This window comes from Neptuniibacter sp. (genome assembly GCF_024231755.1).
GTDB lineage: Bacteria > Pseudomonadota > Gammaproteobacteria > Pseudomonadales > Balneatricaceae > Neptuniibacter.
On sequence record NZ_JAAEQH010000062.1, the window covers coordinates 39,671 to 56,864 of the forward strand.

17 protein-coding genes are annotated in these 17,194 nt (G+C 43.0%); 10 read left to right on the plus strand and 7 right to left on the minus strand.

Annotated elements, in window-relative coordinates; all coding sequences use genetic code 11:
- Window positions 1–357: 357 nt before the first annotated feature.
- Genes GY843_RS02955 through GY843_RS02970 form a run of 4 tightly spaced genes read right to left on the minus strand, consistent with a single transcriptional unit; the run spans window position 358 to window position 4,799 of the window.
- The gene (locus tag GY843_RS02955; protein WP_297306346.1) at window positions 358–1,170 is read right to left on the minus strand and encodes an alpha/beta hydrolase; all 813 of its coding nucleotides are present in this window, start codon (window positions 1,168–1,170) and stop codon (window positions 358–360) included.
- Window positions 1,170–2,798, minus strand: a complete 1,629-nt coding sequence (locus tag GY843_RS02960) for a sigma-54-dependent Fis family transcriptional regulator (RefSeq protein WP_297306348.1) — start codon at window positions 2,796–2,798, stop codon at window positions 1,170–1,172. Before GY843_RS02960 ends, GY843_RS02955 begins: the two co-directional genes overlap by 1 nt.
- A 47-nt stretch (window positions 2,799–2,845) precedes the next feature.
- On the minus strand, window positions 2,846–4,327 hold the full coding sequence (locus tag GY843_RS02965; RefSeq protein ID WP_297306350.1) for an aromatic/alkene/methane monooxygenase hydroxylase/oxygenase subunit alpha: 1,482 nt from the start codon (window positions 4,325–4,327) through the stop codon (window positions 2,846–2,848).
- Between the two features lie 10 nt (window positions 4,328–4,337).
- On the minus strand, window positions 4,338–4,799 hold the full coding sequence (locus tag GY843_RS02970; protein WP_297306352.1) for a hypothetical protein: 462 nt from the start codon (window positions 4,797–4,799) through the stop codon (window positions 4,338–4,340).
- Window positions 4,800–5,100: 301 nt separating this feature from the next.
- Between GY843_RS02970 and GY843_RS02975 the strand changes: the two genes are divergently transcribed.
- From GY843_RS02975 to GY843_RS03010, 8 genes are all read left to right on the plus strand, one after another.
- The gene (locus tag GY843_RS02975; protein WP_297306354.1) at window positions 5,101–6,282 is read left to right on the plus strand and encodes a site-specific integrase; all 1,182 of its coding nucleotides are present in this window, start codon (window positions 5,101–5,103) and stop codon (window positions 6,280–6,282) included.
- 70 nt (window positions 6,283–6,352) lie between these two features.
- Entirely contained in the window at window positions 6,353–6,712 is a 360-nt protein-coding gene (locus tag GY843_RS02980; RefSeq protein ID WP_297306356.1) for a hypothetical protein, read from the plus strand.
- Window positions 6,705–7,013, plus strand: a complete 309-nt coding sequence (locus tag GY843_RS02985; RefSeq protein ID WP_297306358.1) for a DUF1232 domain-containing protein — start codon at window positions 6,705–6,707, stop codon at window positions 7,011–7,013. The genes GY843_RS02980 and GY843_RS02985 overlap by 8 nt, the downstream gene beginning before the upstream one ends.
- 11 nt (window positions 7,014–7,024) lie before the next feature.
- On the plus strand, window positions 7,025–7,498 hold the full coding sequence (locus GY843_RS02990; RefSeq protein ID WP_297306360.1) for a hypothetical protein: 474 nt from the start codon (window positions 7,025–7,027) through the stop codon (window positions 7,496–7,498).
- Window positions 7,499–7,566: 68 nt separating this feature from the next.
- Window positions 7,567–8,016: a DUF2787 family protein gene (locus GY843_RS02995; protein ID WP_297306362.1), complete on the plus strand. Its 450-nt coding sequence runs from the start codon at window positions 7,567–7,569 to the stop codon at window positions 8,014–8,016.
- Window positions 8,006–8,218: a hypothetical protein gene (locus GY843_RS03000; RefSeq protein ID WP_297306364.1), complete on the plus strand. Its 213-nt coding sequence runs from the start codon at window positions 8,006–8,008 to the stop codon at window positions 8,216–8,218. Before GY843_RS02995 ends, GY843_RS03000 begins: the two co-directional genes overlap by 11 nt.
- A gap of 513 nt (window positions 8,219–8,731) precedes the next feature.
- On the plus strand, window positions 8,732–9,307 hold the full coding sequence (locus tag GY843_RS03005) for a hypothetical protein (RefSeq protein ID WP_297306368.1): 576 nt from the start codon (window positions 8,732–8,734) through the stop codon (window positions 9,305–9,307).
- A complete protein-coding gene (locus tag GY843_RS03010; protein WP_297306370.1) occupies window positions 9,304–9,498 on the plus strand; it encodes a hypothetical protein in 195 nt (64 codons plus the stop codon). Before GY843_RS03005 ends, GY843_RS03010 begins: the two co-directional genes overlap by 4 nt.
- A 58-nt stretch (window positions 9,499–9,556) precedes the next feature.
- On the opposite strand, the gene GY843_RS03015 is transcribed toward GY843_RS03010, so the two are convergent.
- Both GY843_RS03015 and GY843_RS03020 read right to left on the minus strand, forming a co-directional pair.
- Entirely contained in the window at window positions 9,557–11,530 is a 1,974-nt protein-coding gene (locus GY843_RS03015; RefSeq protein ID WP_297306372.1) for a DEAD/DEAH box helicase family protein, read from the minus strand.
- A 317-nt stretch (window positions 11,531–11,847) separates the two neighbouring features.
- Window positions 11,848–13,185, minus strand: a complete 1,338-nt coding sequence (locus GY843_RS03020; RefSeq protein WP_297306374.1) for a hypothetical protein — start codon at window positions 13,183–13,185, stop codon at window positions 11,848–11,850.
- 153 nt (window positions 13,186–13,338) lie between these two features.
- On the opposite strand from GY843_RS03020, the gene GY843_RS03025 reads away from it, so the two are divergent.
- On the plus strand, window positions 13,339–14,556 hold the full coding sequence (locus GY843_RS03025; RefSeq protein WP_297306377.1) for a tyrosine-type recombinase/integrase: 1,218 nt from the start codon (window positions 13,339–13,341) through the stop codon (window positions 14,554–14,556).
- Between the two features lie 375 nt (window positions 14,557–14,931).
- Window positions 14,932–15,201, plus strand: a complete 270-nt coding sequence (locus tag GY843_RS03030; protein ID WP_297306379.1) for a hypothetical protein — start codon at window positions 14,932–14,934, stop codon at window positions 15,199–15,201.
- 49 nt (window positions 15,202–15,250) lie between these two features.
- Here the strand turns inward: GY843_RS03030 and GY843_RS03035 are convergent.
- On the minus strand, window positions 15,251–17,194 hold a 1,944-nt coding region (locus tag GY843_RS03035; protein WP_297306381.1), incomplete at its 5' end, for a hypothetical protein.

Genomic DNA, 17,194 nt, shown 5'->3' on the forward strand with positions numbered 1-17,194 from the left:
CCCTTGTATTACAAGGGCTCTGATAGAGAAGCGGAATCAAAAGATGGCCGCTTTTTTTGTGCCTAATTTTCACCTCCGGTCCATAACCCGAAAATTTCCTGTGCGGATTATGTGCGCAAAGATATCCAATACACTCCATTGCCCTACATCAATATTCACAACCTTTGTAAGAGCCAAGTTCGGGTTTACGGTCAAACGCAGGTAAATTTATCACTAAGCTCAAGCAGTCAAGCATGCTATCGCACTGCAGACCTTAGTTGTTTGGATTCCTACCAACCACACCGCGACTGTTTAATTTTGATTAACAGCGTGTTTTCAAGCGCTGTCTTTTGTACACGTAATAAATACAGCACGGAGTTAATATATGAAGTCTTTTACTGCTCTTGTGAATTCATCAGCTTTTTCTATTTGCACCCAATGACCACATTGTTCAAAGATTAATAGCTCTGAATTTGGTAGCGTTTTGTCTAAGTGCTTACTGCAGGTAATTGGTATCACCTGATCATTTATTCCGTGGACAAGAAGTGAAGGGCACGAGATGCTCATTAACTCTTCATCAGTTAGAGCCATAGCATCGATCCAGCGCTGGCGAGGGGCAGGAAACATAGCTGAGAAAGATTCCTGTACTCCTTCCCGAATACTTGCGTTATAACGTAATTCAGCAAGTTCATCTGTCACCAATTCACGGCTAAACGCGAAAATATCCAGTAAGTGACGCATGTTTGAAATTGAAGGTTGATAGCCCCATACCGCGTCCAAACCTTCTGTTAATGCAAACCTCGATCCCACACTGCCCATAAGAATAAGCCTCTTCACTCTATTTGGACACTGCTTTGCCAGGTGCAGCGCTAGAGCCCCACCGAACGAATTTCCAATCAGGCTGACTTGTGGTATTTCGAAATGATCCAGTATAGAAAGTAAGTGGTTAACAAAAGCTGATAATTCAAATGGTTGATTAAGCTTTGAAGAGTATCCAAAGCCCACCATATCGGGTGCTAGCGTGTAGAAGTTTTGGGAAAGTTCGGGGAGTACTTTACGCCAGTTTGCATATGCTGAAACCCCAGGGCCGGACCCATGGATCAGAAGAACCGGTTCCCCGTCACCGGAGAGATGAATATTGGTTTCAATGCCATTAATACTTACTATGTGTCCGATTTCGGGGTTATCCATTACTTAATCCTATATTTTAAAATTCGGTAATCCAATTGAGATCGAGACATACCCAAATCTTTTGCAGATTGGCTTTTATTTCCGTTGTTCTGTTGAAGTGTTGAACTGATTAGATCGTTAATAACACGGTCTAACTTAGTGCCACTCTGGCTAAGCTGTTTGATACATTGCTCATAGCTTAATTGTTGAACTGAGTCATGTTGCTCCAAACTTACCAACTGCTCTTGTACTTCTTGCATAGTAATGTCGTCATTGCCTGAGAGAATGACTAACCTTTCGATAATATTCTTAAGTTCTCGGATATTCCCTGGCCAGCTCTGTTGCTCAAGAAGCTTCATGGCAGAGTCCGTTAACCTTATACCTGGCTTGTGATACTTAACCCTGTAATGCCTCAGAAATAGTTCAGATAGAGGATGTATATCACTTTTACGTTCTCTTAAAGGAGGAATAACCAATGGGATCGTCATTAATCTGTAATAGAGATCTTCACGAAAAAGTTTTTGTTCCACCAGTTCTAAAAGGTTTTTATGGGTAGCGGCAATAATACGGACATCAATAGATATAGGTACTGAACCGCCAAGACGCTCAACCTCCCCTTCCTGTATCACCCTTAAAAGCTTTGCTTGTGCGTTAGGGCTTAGTTCGGCGATCTCATCTAGAAAAATGGTTCCGTTATGGGCTCTCTCGAATTTGCCAATACGGGTTGATGTAGCACCTGTATAGGCTCCTTTTTCGACACCAAACAATTCTGATTCGATCAACCCTTCTGGTAACGCAGAGCAATTGATACTGATAAGAGGGGCATTGGAACGTTGTGATTTAGAATGTAAGCGACGAGCAACAAGTTCCTTTCCGACACCAGTCTCTCCTAAAACCATTACAGAAGCAGCGGTTGGGGCCACTCTATCAACCATTTCAATAGACTCTTTTATAAGCGCGCTATTTCCAATTATTTCGTTAAATGAAAAACTAAAGTTTTCTGTGTTGATATTATCTAGTCGGGTTTGCAGCCAGTTGATTTGATCCGAAATACAGTGGGTTTCAAAATCAGCCAGATTGACTTCATTTTCATCCCATTCAGAGAGCGGCTTCCCTACAATTGTACAAACATCATCTCCCGCTCCGGAGCATGTAGTTTCCTTAAAGTAGATAAAATCATTCACTAAAGTTGAACAAAAACCCATGGCATAACCGAGTTGCATCCAACACGTTGGTTCGTCGGCTACCCCATTGGCTTTCAGCGAAACCTCTGCTTCATAAGAGTTTTTCCATAGAAAGGAGCCTTTGATATAACCTTTATTAATATCTATTTCCATCTCTAGCGGTTCAACAACCACAAGACCTTCAATAGCATGTAATTCCGGGCCCAGCGAGAATAATTCTAAATCAGTAAGATTTTCCCTTTCTTGCAGAGCAACTTCAGCATCATGGCAACCGGAGGCAAACCCCATTCTTTTAAACAACCCTCTGGCTGTTTTAACTCCCAGAGAATGGACAAGCTCTTCACGCAACCCATAAAAGGCAGTGTCATGCAGCATGATCATTCTGAAACGGTTATGCAGGATAGTTCCACGATCAAGATCATGGGTAATTTTATTTCGTAGTTCTTCGAGGTACTTCTTATGCATAACCGTTCCAAAGATAAGCACATATAGAGTGCGGCAGTTATTATAAATTAACTATTTTCTTTCCATATTTTAAGATCTTCTGAATCATTAATATCTCCACCAGCCCCTGTTGGAATCTTGAAATAGTTCTCTACTGTATCAGCCAGGTCAGCGCCCATATTGCCTTGTAAAACCTGGTTAACCGGCAACCAAGCCTGTACATATTTTTCCGGTTCGTGCTCAAAGATATCTTTACATCCGTCCGAACAGAAATGATAGTTTTCTTCGTTATATGTGATCTGACGGTAAGAAGTTTGAGTTGGGTTATCCATCTCTGTGAATATCATTGGTAACTGACACACCTGACACAATTGAGGAAGACCGGAAGTAAAGTAACGTTTACCTTCAGCCTCCATCTTCTTCGCCATTTCCCAACGGGGTCGATAGTATTTATCAAAGGTCTCAGGGTATTTCTCTGACAACCAATCTAACTCTTCATCAGTCGGTATCCATGTGTGGAATCCTGTCGCATGACCATACTGGTAAAAGGTCCACCATGCCTGGTGACTGACATGCTGTTTTTCTTTCTCAATAAGATCAGCATATTTAGGAGGTTTGATACCATATCGAGCTAAATCTTTAAAAAGCGCGCCCCCCGCTTCTTCATAATAAACCTCCCATGCTTCAGCCCAACTCATAACCTTTTTCGGCAGCATATAATCCATCATCATAGCTACTACAGTCAGTAATCGGGTACCTCTCCAAAACCATTTATCCAGAATTCTCTGTACAATCGGGACATTGTCTTCATGCTGTTCTAAGAGGAACTTGATAACTTCTAAACCGAGCGTCATGTGACGCGCTTCATCAGACTGAGCCGAGAAACCGAAGGTAACAGTAGCCATATCCGAGTTATGTGCTGCCCCTGACATAAAGGGAACGAACAAAAGATTGGTGAGAACGTACTCAAAGGAAAAGCCTACGGCTAACAAAAACTCAAAGGGACCTGACGTTCTCGCATCGTGAAAGAATGATACCGGCACGGATAAGTACCAGGTTCTATCCTGCATGTCTGCAAAATTTGAAAAACCATTAAAGTGTTTATTGTAATGGCTCATCGCGTGTATTTGAGTCTGCACATGACGTAGCTCATCAATAGCTTGCATCTGACATGCAACCCGAGCACCGACACCTGAAAGCTGTCTACCCGCATGAGCGAAACCAATACCCGCTTGATATTCCTGAGGTGAAATAGCGGTCAAAAAGATTTTAATCGCATTCAAATACCGGGGATCAGAAACACTAAGCTGGGAATTATTTTGCGCAAAAGCATCTAATATTGCATATAGTTTCTTTTCTTTCTCTGCTTGGTATTTCCAATATGTATCCATTGTCAGTTTGAAGGGGTCTTCCCATTTATCCCAATCAACTATTTTAAGGCCTTCGAACTCTTCATAGGGAAAAGCTTCTTTTTTATCCTCATAGCTGTATTCCCAATCCAGATCACGGGTTAAAAGACGATACTTTTCCTTCGACGAAAGTTTTTTCATGATTTTTACCTTAATGAATTTTATTTTTATTTCCTGGTAGCGCTGAGTCGCTGAACATAGCCTTTGAAAGGTTGTACTCAATCTCCCTTACCAAACCTGATAGGTGATAATCTGGATCGACTTGCTTCAAAATTTTTATCAAGGGCATCAGAGCTTGTTGCAAATCGCCTGTGTTGTAACAATGAAGCGTCTCGACTGTTTTTCTGAATGACTGGAATTGCTCATTCTGCTGCCAGTCGTTTTTAGCGTCCGCTATTCGGAGTAAGGAAGTGGATTCTTTATCGTTTCTTATGAAATGTTTTGTTATCTCTGACGATAGCTCTATCAACAAAAACGATGTTTCACTCAGAACAGCTTTATCCTGCTCTGATAGAGCTTTGCATGAATGGTCTCTTAATATTTTTGAAAAACCATAGAAGAAATGCCTCATGGGCAGGGAGCAAAGTAAATCTTGATCAGTTGGTAGTATCATCAGCGCCGCCGGTAATTGACTAGTCAATCTTTACTAAGCACCAGCCATGCCAAATTTCAACCAATTGATATATAAGGATAATATTTCGTATTTATTTATATATATGTAGATGGTTCAGAAAATTTGATCATGTTTAATCAAATGCTCTAACTAAAGTAATTAATCTTTACTCGGATAAAATAGACATAGGCGCCGCCATTGATACATACGCTTTCGGCACTTTTCTCCAGTCTCTGAATACCGCAATAAACTGCTGAATAACTTTATATAACATCTCCGGATATCCACTTCCGGAGGTTTCATGAATACGAAATTCAAGTTCACTGATGCCCGTATCAGGGCTTTACCCACTAACCCACCAACCTCTAAAAGCACTGAACTGGAGTTCTCTGATACAGAGATCACTGGTCTGAAGTGCCTCTCCAGCAAGAAAGCTGGGAGTAAACGCTTTCTTCTGCGATATGTTTTTCAATCCAGAAAACGCAGCATCTCTTTAGGTAGATTCCCTGACATTAATGTGGCGACAGCTCGTAAAGCTGCGCAACGCTACAGGGCAATGCTTGCAGAAGGGGTTGACCCTAAAGCAGAGAAAGAAGAGGTCAGTAATCACCCGACTGTTTCAGAGTTCTTCTGGAATACCTACCTGCCCTACCAGAAGAAACACACGCGATCCTGGAAGCATGAAATCACACGTTTCAGCCGACATGCTGAACCTCGATTCGGCCATATGCTCTTTAAAGACCTGAAGGCTTCTCATGTTCTGCAGCTTCAGCTTGATCTCAACTCTGCCAACTCTCACAGGAAAGCTTTAGCTCCTGCCACCTGCAATCGAGTAATAGCTGTTTTGAAGTGTATGGGGCAACTGGCACTTCGCATGGATGTTATCGATAGCAATGAAGCTATGAAGGTGAAACAACTCAGGGAGAACAACATCCGAATGCGTTTTCTGGATGCTAAAGAGTTGAAAGCTGTGATAACTGAGGCTCGCTGTTACCCCAATAAGCAGATTGGCGGCATTATCGCCTTACTTGCTGTCACTGGATGCAGAAGTGGAGAGCTCAGATTAGCCAAGCATGAGCACCTGGATAAGCACAATCAGATTCTCTATCTACCGATGACTAAGAACGGCCAAAGCCGTGAAGTTTATCTCTCAGATCTAGCTATGGAGATTATTAACGAGACACCGCTGGTACCGGGCAACCCTTACCTGTTTGCTGGTCGAGTACCTGGCAATCCAATCTCCAGCTTCCGCATCGCCTTTTTGAAAGTATTAAAGAATGCAGGCATTAAAGACTTTGAAGGCTTAGTTCCGCATCATCTCAGACATTCTGTAGCTTCGTGTTTGGTGTCATCTGGTAAATCTCTGATCGATGTTCAATACCAACTGGGGCACCTCTGTATTCAATCGTCTGCCAGATACAGTAAGCAAACCGTTGAAAGGCAGAGAAATGTCAGCGATGCCTTCAGCGAGCTCGTGCGTTAACCATCAACCAATCATAACTAAGGGCCTTACCTGTTTCGGGTAAGGCCTTTTTTATTGTCTGGAGAACACCATGCAAATCATAACGACTTGGCCTGATAAGGGCGCATTAAATTTAACTGAGGATATCTACTATGAAGCTATCAGGCACCTCATAGAGGGTTTTGATTCAGAAGATTTAGCTAAGCAGTACTGGCAGGACATACCCACCGTTTTTATTCACCTTACAGCTGATGACAATCACAGCGCTGTCGGAACCATGTCCGATGAAGTTCGTGGGCAAATACAGTTTGCCTTGGACTATCCGGAATTCGTTGTACCGATTGGTGAAGATTATCAGTTGGCATTAGCGGTGTTCTCAGATGAAGGTTCCGGTATCTACCTGCTGATACATAACAACTGCCCTCTGTGTCAGGAGTTGGCCGATGTCTGATTTATCAATAGACGAATTACTCTGCAAACTAAAACAGATTAAAGGCGCGAAAGAGCTCCTTTATAAAGCCACCTTACTCTATGTCCTCATCACGGATGCTGACGTTCCCGCTAAGACGAAAGCAATCATTGTTGCCGCTTTGATCTATCTGGTTAATCCATTAGATGCAGTACCTGATGTGGCACCCGTGATTGGCCTATTAGATGACTTGGCGGTTATCACTGCAGCACTAAAAGCAATCTCCAGCCAAGTCCGAACTCACCATGAATCCCAAGCACATTCACTAATAAATGAAACCTGAAGGTAATTATTATGTCCCCGCGAAAATCTATGTCATCTGCTGACAACGCTACAAAGCTTGAGCAGAGAAGAGAGACAAGCAACCCCGATGAGAATTACAAAATCCTGATAGAACAAGGTGTTGCTGACAAGTTAAGTCCTAAATCGACCGGAAAGATCTACTTCCAGTTTGCCCGCCAGACTGAAGAGAAAAGGAACTACTTACAAATGTCAGAAACCGATGGCGGTGGTTTGCATACACGAGAGATGATCCCTCTAGAGAAGATCATTACCACCTTGTCTGGGCAAGCTGGCCATCCGTTTAAATCTTCAGTATTGAAGGAATGCATGGTAGGTAAGTCATCCAATAACAGCTCCTTTCTCGCTGCCATTTTGCGAGCATCCGACATCCGGTTAATTAAGCCTTCGGAGAACAGTACATTTCTCCATGTTCTGGTTGATGATTTTGATAAACGTTCAACTGCGCTGCTGAAGCGAAGTTCTTAGTTATTCCCCGCACATACCACACACTTCGGCAACACCACCTTACACACTAAATCTAACAGGTTACTTGTATGAAACTGCCAATTCTAACGGACGGCTTAGTGCTGCCTGTTTCCCATCAATTGATCGAACTATTGAACGATGAACTAGATAAGGTTTATCCCACTCTAGATCCTCTGAGCGGTACGGAGACAATTGTGTTCAACTTCAGAGACCCTGACTATTCAGCAGAGCTAGGAGGCTATCATCCTGTGGAGATCGGCCTCTCTCGTCATCAGTCCGGATTCGAGCTGGATTACCTGACTGACTTCTCCTTCGTGGGATCTGGCTGGGATACCGAGTTAGCTAAGGAGATCGACTTCGATGTTCATGCTGACATCTGCACGGTTCGTTATGCCAAACCCGTATCACTCATAGAAGCAAAAGAGCTCTTCAATATTTTTCAGGAGAACTTCATCAGCTACTACCACCTAAACGTTTTCAACGTTGAAGTAACAGCGGAGAAGATTGATGAGCGATAATCCTCTGATTGCAGATATGCCAGTTGATACCTATATCAATGTAATTAGTGCGTTGTCTGCTTTAAAAGAGCTTCAATCGGGTGATGACTCTGGTCGGTTAGAATTATCCCCCAGAGCCACTTTTGGGCTTTCGTTATTGATGAGCTGTATCATTGAAGCAATGAACTTCGAGCAACAGAAGCAAGCAAAAAAACGGACCTGAAAAAGTAAGTTAATAGACCGGAGCGAGCGCCAGCTCGCTCCCCTACTTCTTTTTTCTCTTGCGCCGCGCCAAGCGGCGCAACAAGATATGAAGAGCTTCTTCTCTCCTCAATTCATCCTTGAAGTGAATTTTTAATCCCTTGTCTTCGGCAACTTATCGCTCAGTCTCAGTCAGTCCCGCTAAGTAGTCTTTTTAATCATTATTTTTAAGGGAAGCTGACTACCTGAAACGTAGCAATTCCCCATCAGCTGTATAGAGAATCTGCCTTCTCGGCGGCTGAGTTATAACTGGTAACAGAGGAACATTAGCTCATTAATACAGAGAACCTGGGTTAAACGCCCAGATGGTCTTTGCTCCCTGAATACATACAAATATTCAGCAGCAGCTCTGTGACTCACTGGGGTATCAGTTTAGTACTAAACTTGGTCCCCATTGGCCCAACAAATTAATAGCGGCAATTTCGCCATTCAATTAATTTGTCAGGTTATCACCATAAAGTATCTCGTAACCTCCATGAAAGGAGGAGTTGGCAAGAGCTCGATCTCCGTTAACTTGTCTGTCCACACGGGTAGTCAGTACATCACTAATGACATCACACCACCTTCGATAGAAGATTTCATACAGATTCCTCCCAACAAGAAAAAAATCCCCGCTGATCTAACTAAACTGGAGAATGCTGTATTTGATCTTGGAGCACTATCTACTCTGCTTGATCCTAAGGTCGCGCATGCTGCCAGTTTCTGCGATGTAATCATCATTCCTACGCGTACAGATTCTCGCAGTATCGCAGCTACGCTAAAAACATATGAATTGCTCCAAGATGCCGGTAAACCCATTGTGATTATCATTAACCACTTCAGGGACCAGAAGAAATTTGAAGCAACAAGAGATCAGTTATGGTCTACCTTAGGGCGGGTACCTGTTGCCTCCATCAGAGAAACTACATTGTTCGATAGGATTAGTAACGCAGGAATCGTATTCGCTTTAAATATCCAGAATGCTAAAGGTCTTCATATGCTCCAGAAAACAGTACAAAAACATAATGCTGTTTATGACCGTATCACTGCGATCGGAGAGCATGGTAAATGAAGTTACAGACCCTATCTCAACTCGAGCATTCAATAGGCGGCAGGCCAAAAACCGCGAAGACCAAGGTACGCATGAGCTTCTATCTGACAGAACAGGAGGCAGAGCTTCTAAGAATTGCATCAGAGAATGAAGCTAGACCTGTCAGCCAGCAAGTCAGGCTGCTTATCCGCCAATTCCTCGAACAGCAGTAAAACCCATACAGTGATAAAGTACTTAACCCGGAATCCGGGTTAAGTACATGATTGACCATTAGACTGCTGGCTTGATCCTACGAAGCCTTTTCACGGGTTTCTTATTCTTTTTAGTATCTACCCCTGATTCCACGATTCGATATCTATAGCCATACGGGCCGATACCATTGAATACGATTCTATCCTTGTTATTTGATCGCACCGGGCGCGTTGCTGTGTACTCACGGAAGATAAAGCGTACATATCGATCCGTAACATCAAAGTGATTGTTCCGCTTTACAGTCACGCCGGAGAGACTTGAACTGGCTACAAGATCCTTAAAATTAGGATATTGTTTACTGACCTGACGTAATGCATTCAGTATGCATTCCCTGGCTTCAACCAGGGTCATAGCAGTACCTAGAGGGACTTGCTTTAACTGGATCAATAGCGGCTCTATGTAGAGATTACTTCGAGCAGAATTGTGAAACTGCCAGACCTTCACTGCTCGCTCCTGTTCTATGGCATCGAATGCTTCCCACAGATCGGGCATCACTTCAGTATGTAACTGCCACCAGTTCTGGAGTATCCCGAGCTCCAATGACTCAGGAGAGAACCGTTTACAGCAGGCACCTAATACCTCACTTGTATTCAGTACGCCCGCTTCCTCCTTTTTTTGTTTTGCCATTTCCTGAGTGACGGCAGATTTACAATTGTTCAATGCACCAAACCAATTATCGGTAATGGCATCATATGCAGCATCAAATGCTTCAGAGTTTTTACCCTGCGCCCGACAATCTATTTCTTGAACATCCCAAGTCATATTGATGAAGGCTCGCTTCATGGCATTCTGCAATGTATTGAGGGAGTGGTAGCAATGACTGATATCTGCTTGGTACAGCTTCGCCATAATGCCTGCATCATTCGCGACGATCTTCCCGTATTTAATACGTAAAGGTTCAAATCCGAACAGAGCTTTTAATGTTTCATTAGCTTTACGCACTGTCTGTAATACATCGCACTCCATCAGGATCACTTCAGCCAACTTTTCTGCCGCATTAACGATGCTGGTATTAGATTTCATCACCAGATTAAGGTCTTTAGATTTCCCGGTTAGCAGATACTTCGGTAAACAGAGCCTGACCTCGGGGTTACAGTTCCTGAATCGACCGACAAACTGCTTTAGTTCTTCAGGATGGATCTGGTTATTAAAGACAATCAGCTCATTAATGACGTCATCCTGAATATTAATCGCCTCATCCAGCAAACTGGTGGTAAGTACCACGTCATAGCCTTCCAAGCTTTCAGCTTTGAGCATCGTTGATACAGCTTCTGTAGCTTGTAGATCGCGATTAACGGCTAGGCAGTTCAGTCCTTTGTTCTCCAGCACCTTCTGATAAGCGATGATGTCTTTCTTGCTATTGATGCGAACAACTGTGGGGCCTTGTTCACTGCTATCGATCTTTGAGATCACATGCTCTTCCATGGAATAGAGATCAGAGTACAGTTCTAGCTGAACACTCCTTTCAATCTCCGTCGTTCTACTGACTTCAATCCATGAATCAATGCGGTAAGGTACTAAGTCAGGTGAAAAAGTTGCGCTCATCGTCAGCACACTGTTAAACCGTTCTTCCATAATCGCGTCCACCAATCTGGAAATGGCTTCGGTGCGATAACTTGCTGCCTGATAAAGCTTATGAACTTCATCCACGACCAGATTGTAATGGTGGCAATGGATTTTTGATTGAATCAAACTTAGCTGGTCATAGGTACAGACAATATTAGATGGGGTATCGCTCAGTTCCGTTTTACCGCCGTAGATAAACTCAATGTCTACTCGTTCGGAGTACTTGTGTTCAAGTTGTTTAATCTGCGCCAGCTGAGGCACAACAAACAAGATGTTTCCTTGCTGGAACAAGTGATCCATAACCCATGATGATTTTCCCATGCCAGTATCTGCACACAGGTGAGTAACGTAGCTGTCAGGGTTTATTTGAAGATTGAGATCGCTGATGTGCTGACCGTCGGTCAGCTTGTAGTGGATAGGGTTCATAGTTAGCACCTAAAACGTCCAATAGAATCATTACAATCCCAGTCAGAACCGGTTTGGCTCTGCTGGGCAGTTATAACGATTTGTTGGTAATTTCAGGTGCTAACTTCAGTCAAAGTTGAATGGTACTGATTTTTATAATCGACTGTTAATTCCTACTTAGAAAATCACCTTGGCAAAGGAGCGACCGATAGAGAGAAAAACAACCTATAAATCACAGGCCGACTTGATTTTTAGGCCGACGATCATTTTATTAGTCCTTACTTTTCAACGAATTATAAGTTTTTTGAATTATTGTATAGGGGTATATATACATGTATTCAAAATTCTTTCGGTTGCGGCCCCCACACGGTTGGGATTAGACGTAATAATTCACCCTGCTTTGATATGTACGACCCGTAAATAGCAGCGATATAGTCCTTCTTCAGATTGTCAGATGCATAATCATCATCCGACATGGATGGCGTACCTGCATTCTCATACTGTTTTAACCCTAGAGCTAACTTTGCCCACGAATCCGGCAATATCAATGTGGGAGAGTTTTTCCCAGTTACCGACTGATATTTCGCTTTATCGACATAGAATGTAATTGCAGTGCCACTTGTCATAGAGCACAGGTAACACAGCATAAATCTTAATTTATCTGTTGAACGCTTTGCTCTATGTCGATCAGTAGGTTTGGCGCTATCAACGCAGACTGTTGTGTATTTGAGCTTTGGTTTGGATTTAATTTTGAGTGTAGGGAAGCAATACGGTTTATCTTCCGGCAACTCCAGCTCCACCCGAAGTTCTTTCGGTATAGCAAAATAATAGCTTTTGGTTTCAGGACTAGGAGTTGCTTGTAGAGGTGATATGTCGATGTCTGACAGCTTTTCTTTGAGGTTTGCTATATCGCTCTGTACTTGATTCCGTTTCTCACGAGTTTTCTTTATCTGCCCCGGTGTTCCAGAAGTAATGAGCTTATAAAGCTCCGAATCCTTTTCTTGTAGCGTATCGATTCGAGAAGAGATACGGCAATGCTCTTTATATTGCTTACTCCATTCCGTCAGCTTTTTATGATCCAGAAAATCAAACTGTCCGGACATGCTTAATGATTCCAGAAGATCTGTGACTATCCGGCTGTTATTGTTTGCAGGCTTCAGTGTATCCACCAGTCCTAAAAACTTGAATGCTAGGAACAGCCGTAAAGGGTAAGCCATATCCAGCTCATCTCTCAGTCCCTGCAAGCCTAGTTGGTAGCTCTTATCATCCTGTTTATCCTCTTCCTTTAGCGTAATGAATTCCCATTCTGAAGGGCTATCAGTGAGCTTGAATTCATCTTGTTTAATCGCCGATGGCAACAGAATTGTCACAGGTACTTTATCTGCTAGGGGTGACGGTTCAGGATAGATGGACATGATCGCTTCATACAGTTTATCTGCATACTCATCATCGCCCACTGCGTAATAGCCATCCTGTTCATGCCATCGCCCTTCAACATTGATCCTGTCCGTATGGAGATTGAGCGTCGGCAACTGGCTAAAATGATGAGCTGTGAACTGATCATATAGTTCATCAAGCAGCTTCACGGAACCATTGCTCAGGAGTTTATCCAGTTCTTCAGGTATAGGAGCTAACCCTAGAGCGAACATGATCAAGCCGTGATCGCTTTGCTTCATGCACAGCTTTCTTAATTCCTTTTCATGCGGTTTCAACTTCTCAGTACTACCAACACGCCCCATCTTGCTCCCCAATCTGCCCAGAACCCACTCAGGATCAAAAGATAGCATGAGTAAATTTTGTATTTCACTGATTTGAACAGGAGATACGAGATGTATTACGACATCAAACTGACGAAGAAAGCTCTGGATAATATTGAGCGGATTGATGGTAGGGATACGGAGTATAGGGTTATCGGCAAATCCCACCTACGCGTGAGAGCCTATAAAAACAGGGTTTCACTGGCTGTAAGAGCGCATATTAATAACCGCCGTCCCAGTAAAACTCTGGGCACATACCCTGAAATGGATCTTAAGATTTTTGAGAGGCTGGGTGATGAGTGGTATCGAACCCAGATGAATCTAACAGGTCCAGACTATAGCCGATTAACTTTTGATCAAGTTTTTTTTGAGTTGCATGTACCCATCTCTGAGAAGAAGAATAAACCGAGCGGTGTGAAGAAGAACATTTCTGATTATCGTCGCTTAGTTCAGCCGACTCTGGGCTCAATGCTTTTCCAGGAAGTCACTACATTCAATATACAGAAGGTGTTGAATTCACAGCCTGACACGCGGGGGGCTGCAGCTAGCTATAACCGAATTCGTTCACTGATCAATCGTACCTGTAATTTAGCGGTGAAGTATGGAATCCGAAGTGACAATCCTTGCTCACCTATCGAGAAGCTGGAAGAGGATAACGTTGTTGAAAGAGTTCCTTCTGAGCAAGAGGCTGCGGCCTTTATTACTGCTGCTTTAGAAGAACTGAATTCGCAGACAGTTCTATGTTTATTAGCGGAAGTATTTTCAGGCTCACGTATTGGGAATGTAACTCACTTAAAGAAGTCAGAACTAACGACTGATCTAGGTGAGATGCATTTCGTAACAAAAACGCGACGAAAAACATTCCCAGTATCAGCCCCTCTCCAATGGGTACTAAAAAGGGCTATCAGTCTATCTCCATCTGACTGTCCTTATGTTTTCCACTCTAATCAAAGCGAGTCCGGACACGTCGAGTATCCTGATAGTGCGTTTAAACGCATTTGTAGAAAAGCAGGGCTTGCATACACTAATTGCACGCACCCCATAAAGGAGGGCTTCTCCACAGAACCTCTCACCCCACACTGCTTCCGTAAAAATGTAGCCAGTATTGTTCTTAACGAAACTGAGGACCCTCACTTAGCAGCTGAGGTAATAGGGGATAGTACTGCTGTTACATTGGAACGGTATGCGTTCGTTAAGATGAAACGTAAAACAAAGGCGGTTAACACTGTCGCTGATGTACTTACTAAAGATCTCCCCAATTTCCCCAAAATCAACTCAGGATCTCACTAGCTCTCCATCAAACTAGCCCCTGTTTTCAACATGGAGGCAGGAAATGTGTAGCTGTGAAGACGAGATCCTATATCTGGACGGAGTCTCTGAAATAACAGGGATTCCCGTCTCGACACTCAGGACGAATCACTCAAGAAGACCGTGGGATAGCCCCCCGTTCTTCAAACTTGGCGGGGCTAAAAACTCCCCGTTAGTTATCAGGAAATCCGCTCTCTGGAAGTGGGTTAAAGAACAGGAGGAGAAACAGCAGCAAAGGGTTGAAGAGCTCAAGCTGCAACGAGGTAAACCGGATCTTTCAGCTCTGCTAGAGAGTAGTTCCAGGAAATGAAAATAAGAAATGCAGTGGTTATAAATTAAATTTTAGGAGAAAAAATCATGCCACGTAAAAAGAACACTATGCTTCGTACCCCTGATGGGATCATTGACCTGTTAGAACTTAACACTGTTCAACCAACTGAAACTGGTGTAGCTATGCTCAGAGGAGATATGCTGCAATGCTTCATTAAGATTTCTGATGAACAGCTGCGACGAAAAATCAGTAAACTAGTATCCGACTGTTTGTATGCAGCCAAAAACGGTGAAAAATTCGATGAAATAGACTGGGCCAAGTACGGCCTTTATTTTGATGTAGAAGAAACTGTGTAACAGAGTTAACTTCAGAAACAACTCAATCACTGCATTTTGATACGGCCCATTACGGGCCGTTTTTCTTTTTCTTCTGCTTGCGTTTTACGGTTTTCTTTTTTGCCTTCTTCTCTTCAGGAACTGATACATCAACCACAACCACATCAATTAAGCCTGATGATGATTCAGGTACCAGCGTTTCCAACGCCTCTTTCATCTGTTTAGCGTTTTCCGGTTTGGTTAATCTGCTTGGTGGCTGTTTGCCAAACTTTCCATCAAACCAGAAAACAAGGTAGATGCCATTTCCCTCTGAAGCGGGGTCACGAGTGTATAACCTCTCGAGTTGGTTCTCAGCAGCGGACCACACTTCTTTGTGATCGTCTCTCTTTATCTCTATCGGTAGTTTCATACCTTTGCTGTAAACAGCAATATCTGCTCTTTTCTCATCTGCATACTGTGCCTCTGGCTCAGCTACGATCTCTAAGTGCTGCGTTTTACTCCGAAGGTACTCTAGGATTCTATCGCGAGCCGTATTTTCATTAACGTGGTCATCCGTCGCTTTACCGTTATCTAAATTCCAAAATGCCTTATATCCATCAGTGTTACCGTGACGGATATCTTCAGCTATTTCTTTAAGTGCATCTAGAATCAAAGCCTTTAAATCAGACGGGTTAGCTGGCTCTCGGTTTGATAACGTGCCAACAACTTTGGATACATCAGGATATGTAAACTTGGCTTCACGTGCAGTTCTAACTTGTCCAATAGAAGCAAATCGAATATCAACACTCCATTCTGTCAGCTTCGGATTCCTCGACAAACTATCTAGAGCTAATGCAGCACTGTCCGATGCTTCCTGGGAGAACGAATTAATCATTCTTCTTACTTCATCAGCTGCAGAGGGCTCATCATGACTACCTATCCAATGAGCAGTTCGATTACGCTCATACCTAACATTCTTAAAATGTTCTGCCAGTAGTTCAATTATCTCTTTTCGGTGCTCTACTTGGAGCTGGAAGCTACCTTCTTCATTTTGCCCCCAGAAGTAAGGTATCAGGATATCTCGAGCTAGCCACTTATCACTATCTCTCTCTAACAACCGCCCCTTCAACTTTTGAAAGTAAATATTTGGCGAGGTCCTGTAACCTGCGGCCAGCCACAAAGTAACTCGGCCATCACAAGTGCGGATTTTCTTCAATGCTCTTTCAACAATCGTAGTTTGAACGTTTATGTCGACAAACTTAAACATGTTCATTAGCGTTGTTTTCAACAGGTCGGTCGATAAGTTCGGATAAAATTTCAAAACTATAGGAAGGATTTCAGGTAGCCCCTTACACAGTAGTTCATCACCATTAAATTCATAAAATCCTGTCAGACGCTCAGCACCTACTTTTAGCTCTCGAAGCCAGTATTTTACGACTGTCTTAGATGCCAACTCGGTTTTACTTTCCCACACCCACTTTAGCCATTCCGGCTCATTAATTGAGGAAGGGGACATGGAATAGGCAACCGCTAATTTCAGCACCTCGTCACTTAATCCTAACACCGCATCCTTACCCTGCTGTTCAATAAGTTCCATTGCTGTGCACATCAAGTAGGCGCGGTAATAATGCGAGTTCTTTGCAGATTGGTCTGCAATTTCATACAAAGAGTGGAAATTCTCGAGGTAATTTACAGAGTTTTTAATTCCCGTGGTTATACTTTGATACCAATCAGGTCCAACCTCTTCTCTTAGCCTTTCTTCAGGTGGGATATCATTACTGATATCTGTAAACATACCTCTCCATATTCTGGAGTAATATTCCAAAATTCCGGCAGCTTTCCCTGACTCAATATCAAACTTGCGCGGTGTTATATTCTCTATACTTTGGATTCTACGTTGGGCTACCTCTTCTAATCGTTTTTGCCTTCGCTTCGCTTCTTCTTGTCTCCACCCCTCTAGTTCACAGGTTATATGTTTAACATATATGTCTCTTAACTCGTCATACCTATCGGCGAGATTACTGAGCTGATCTAG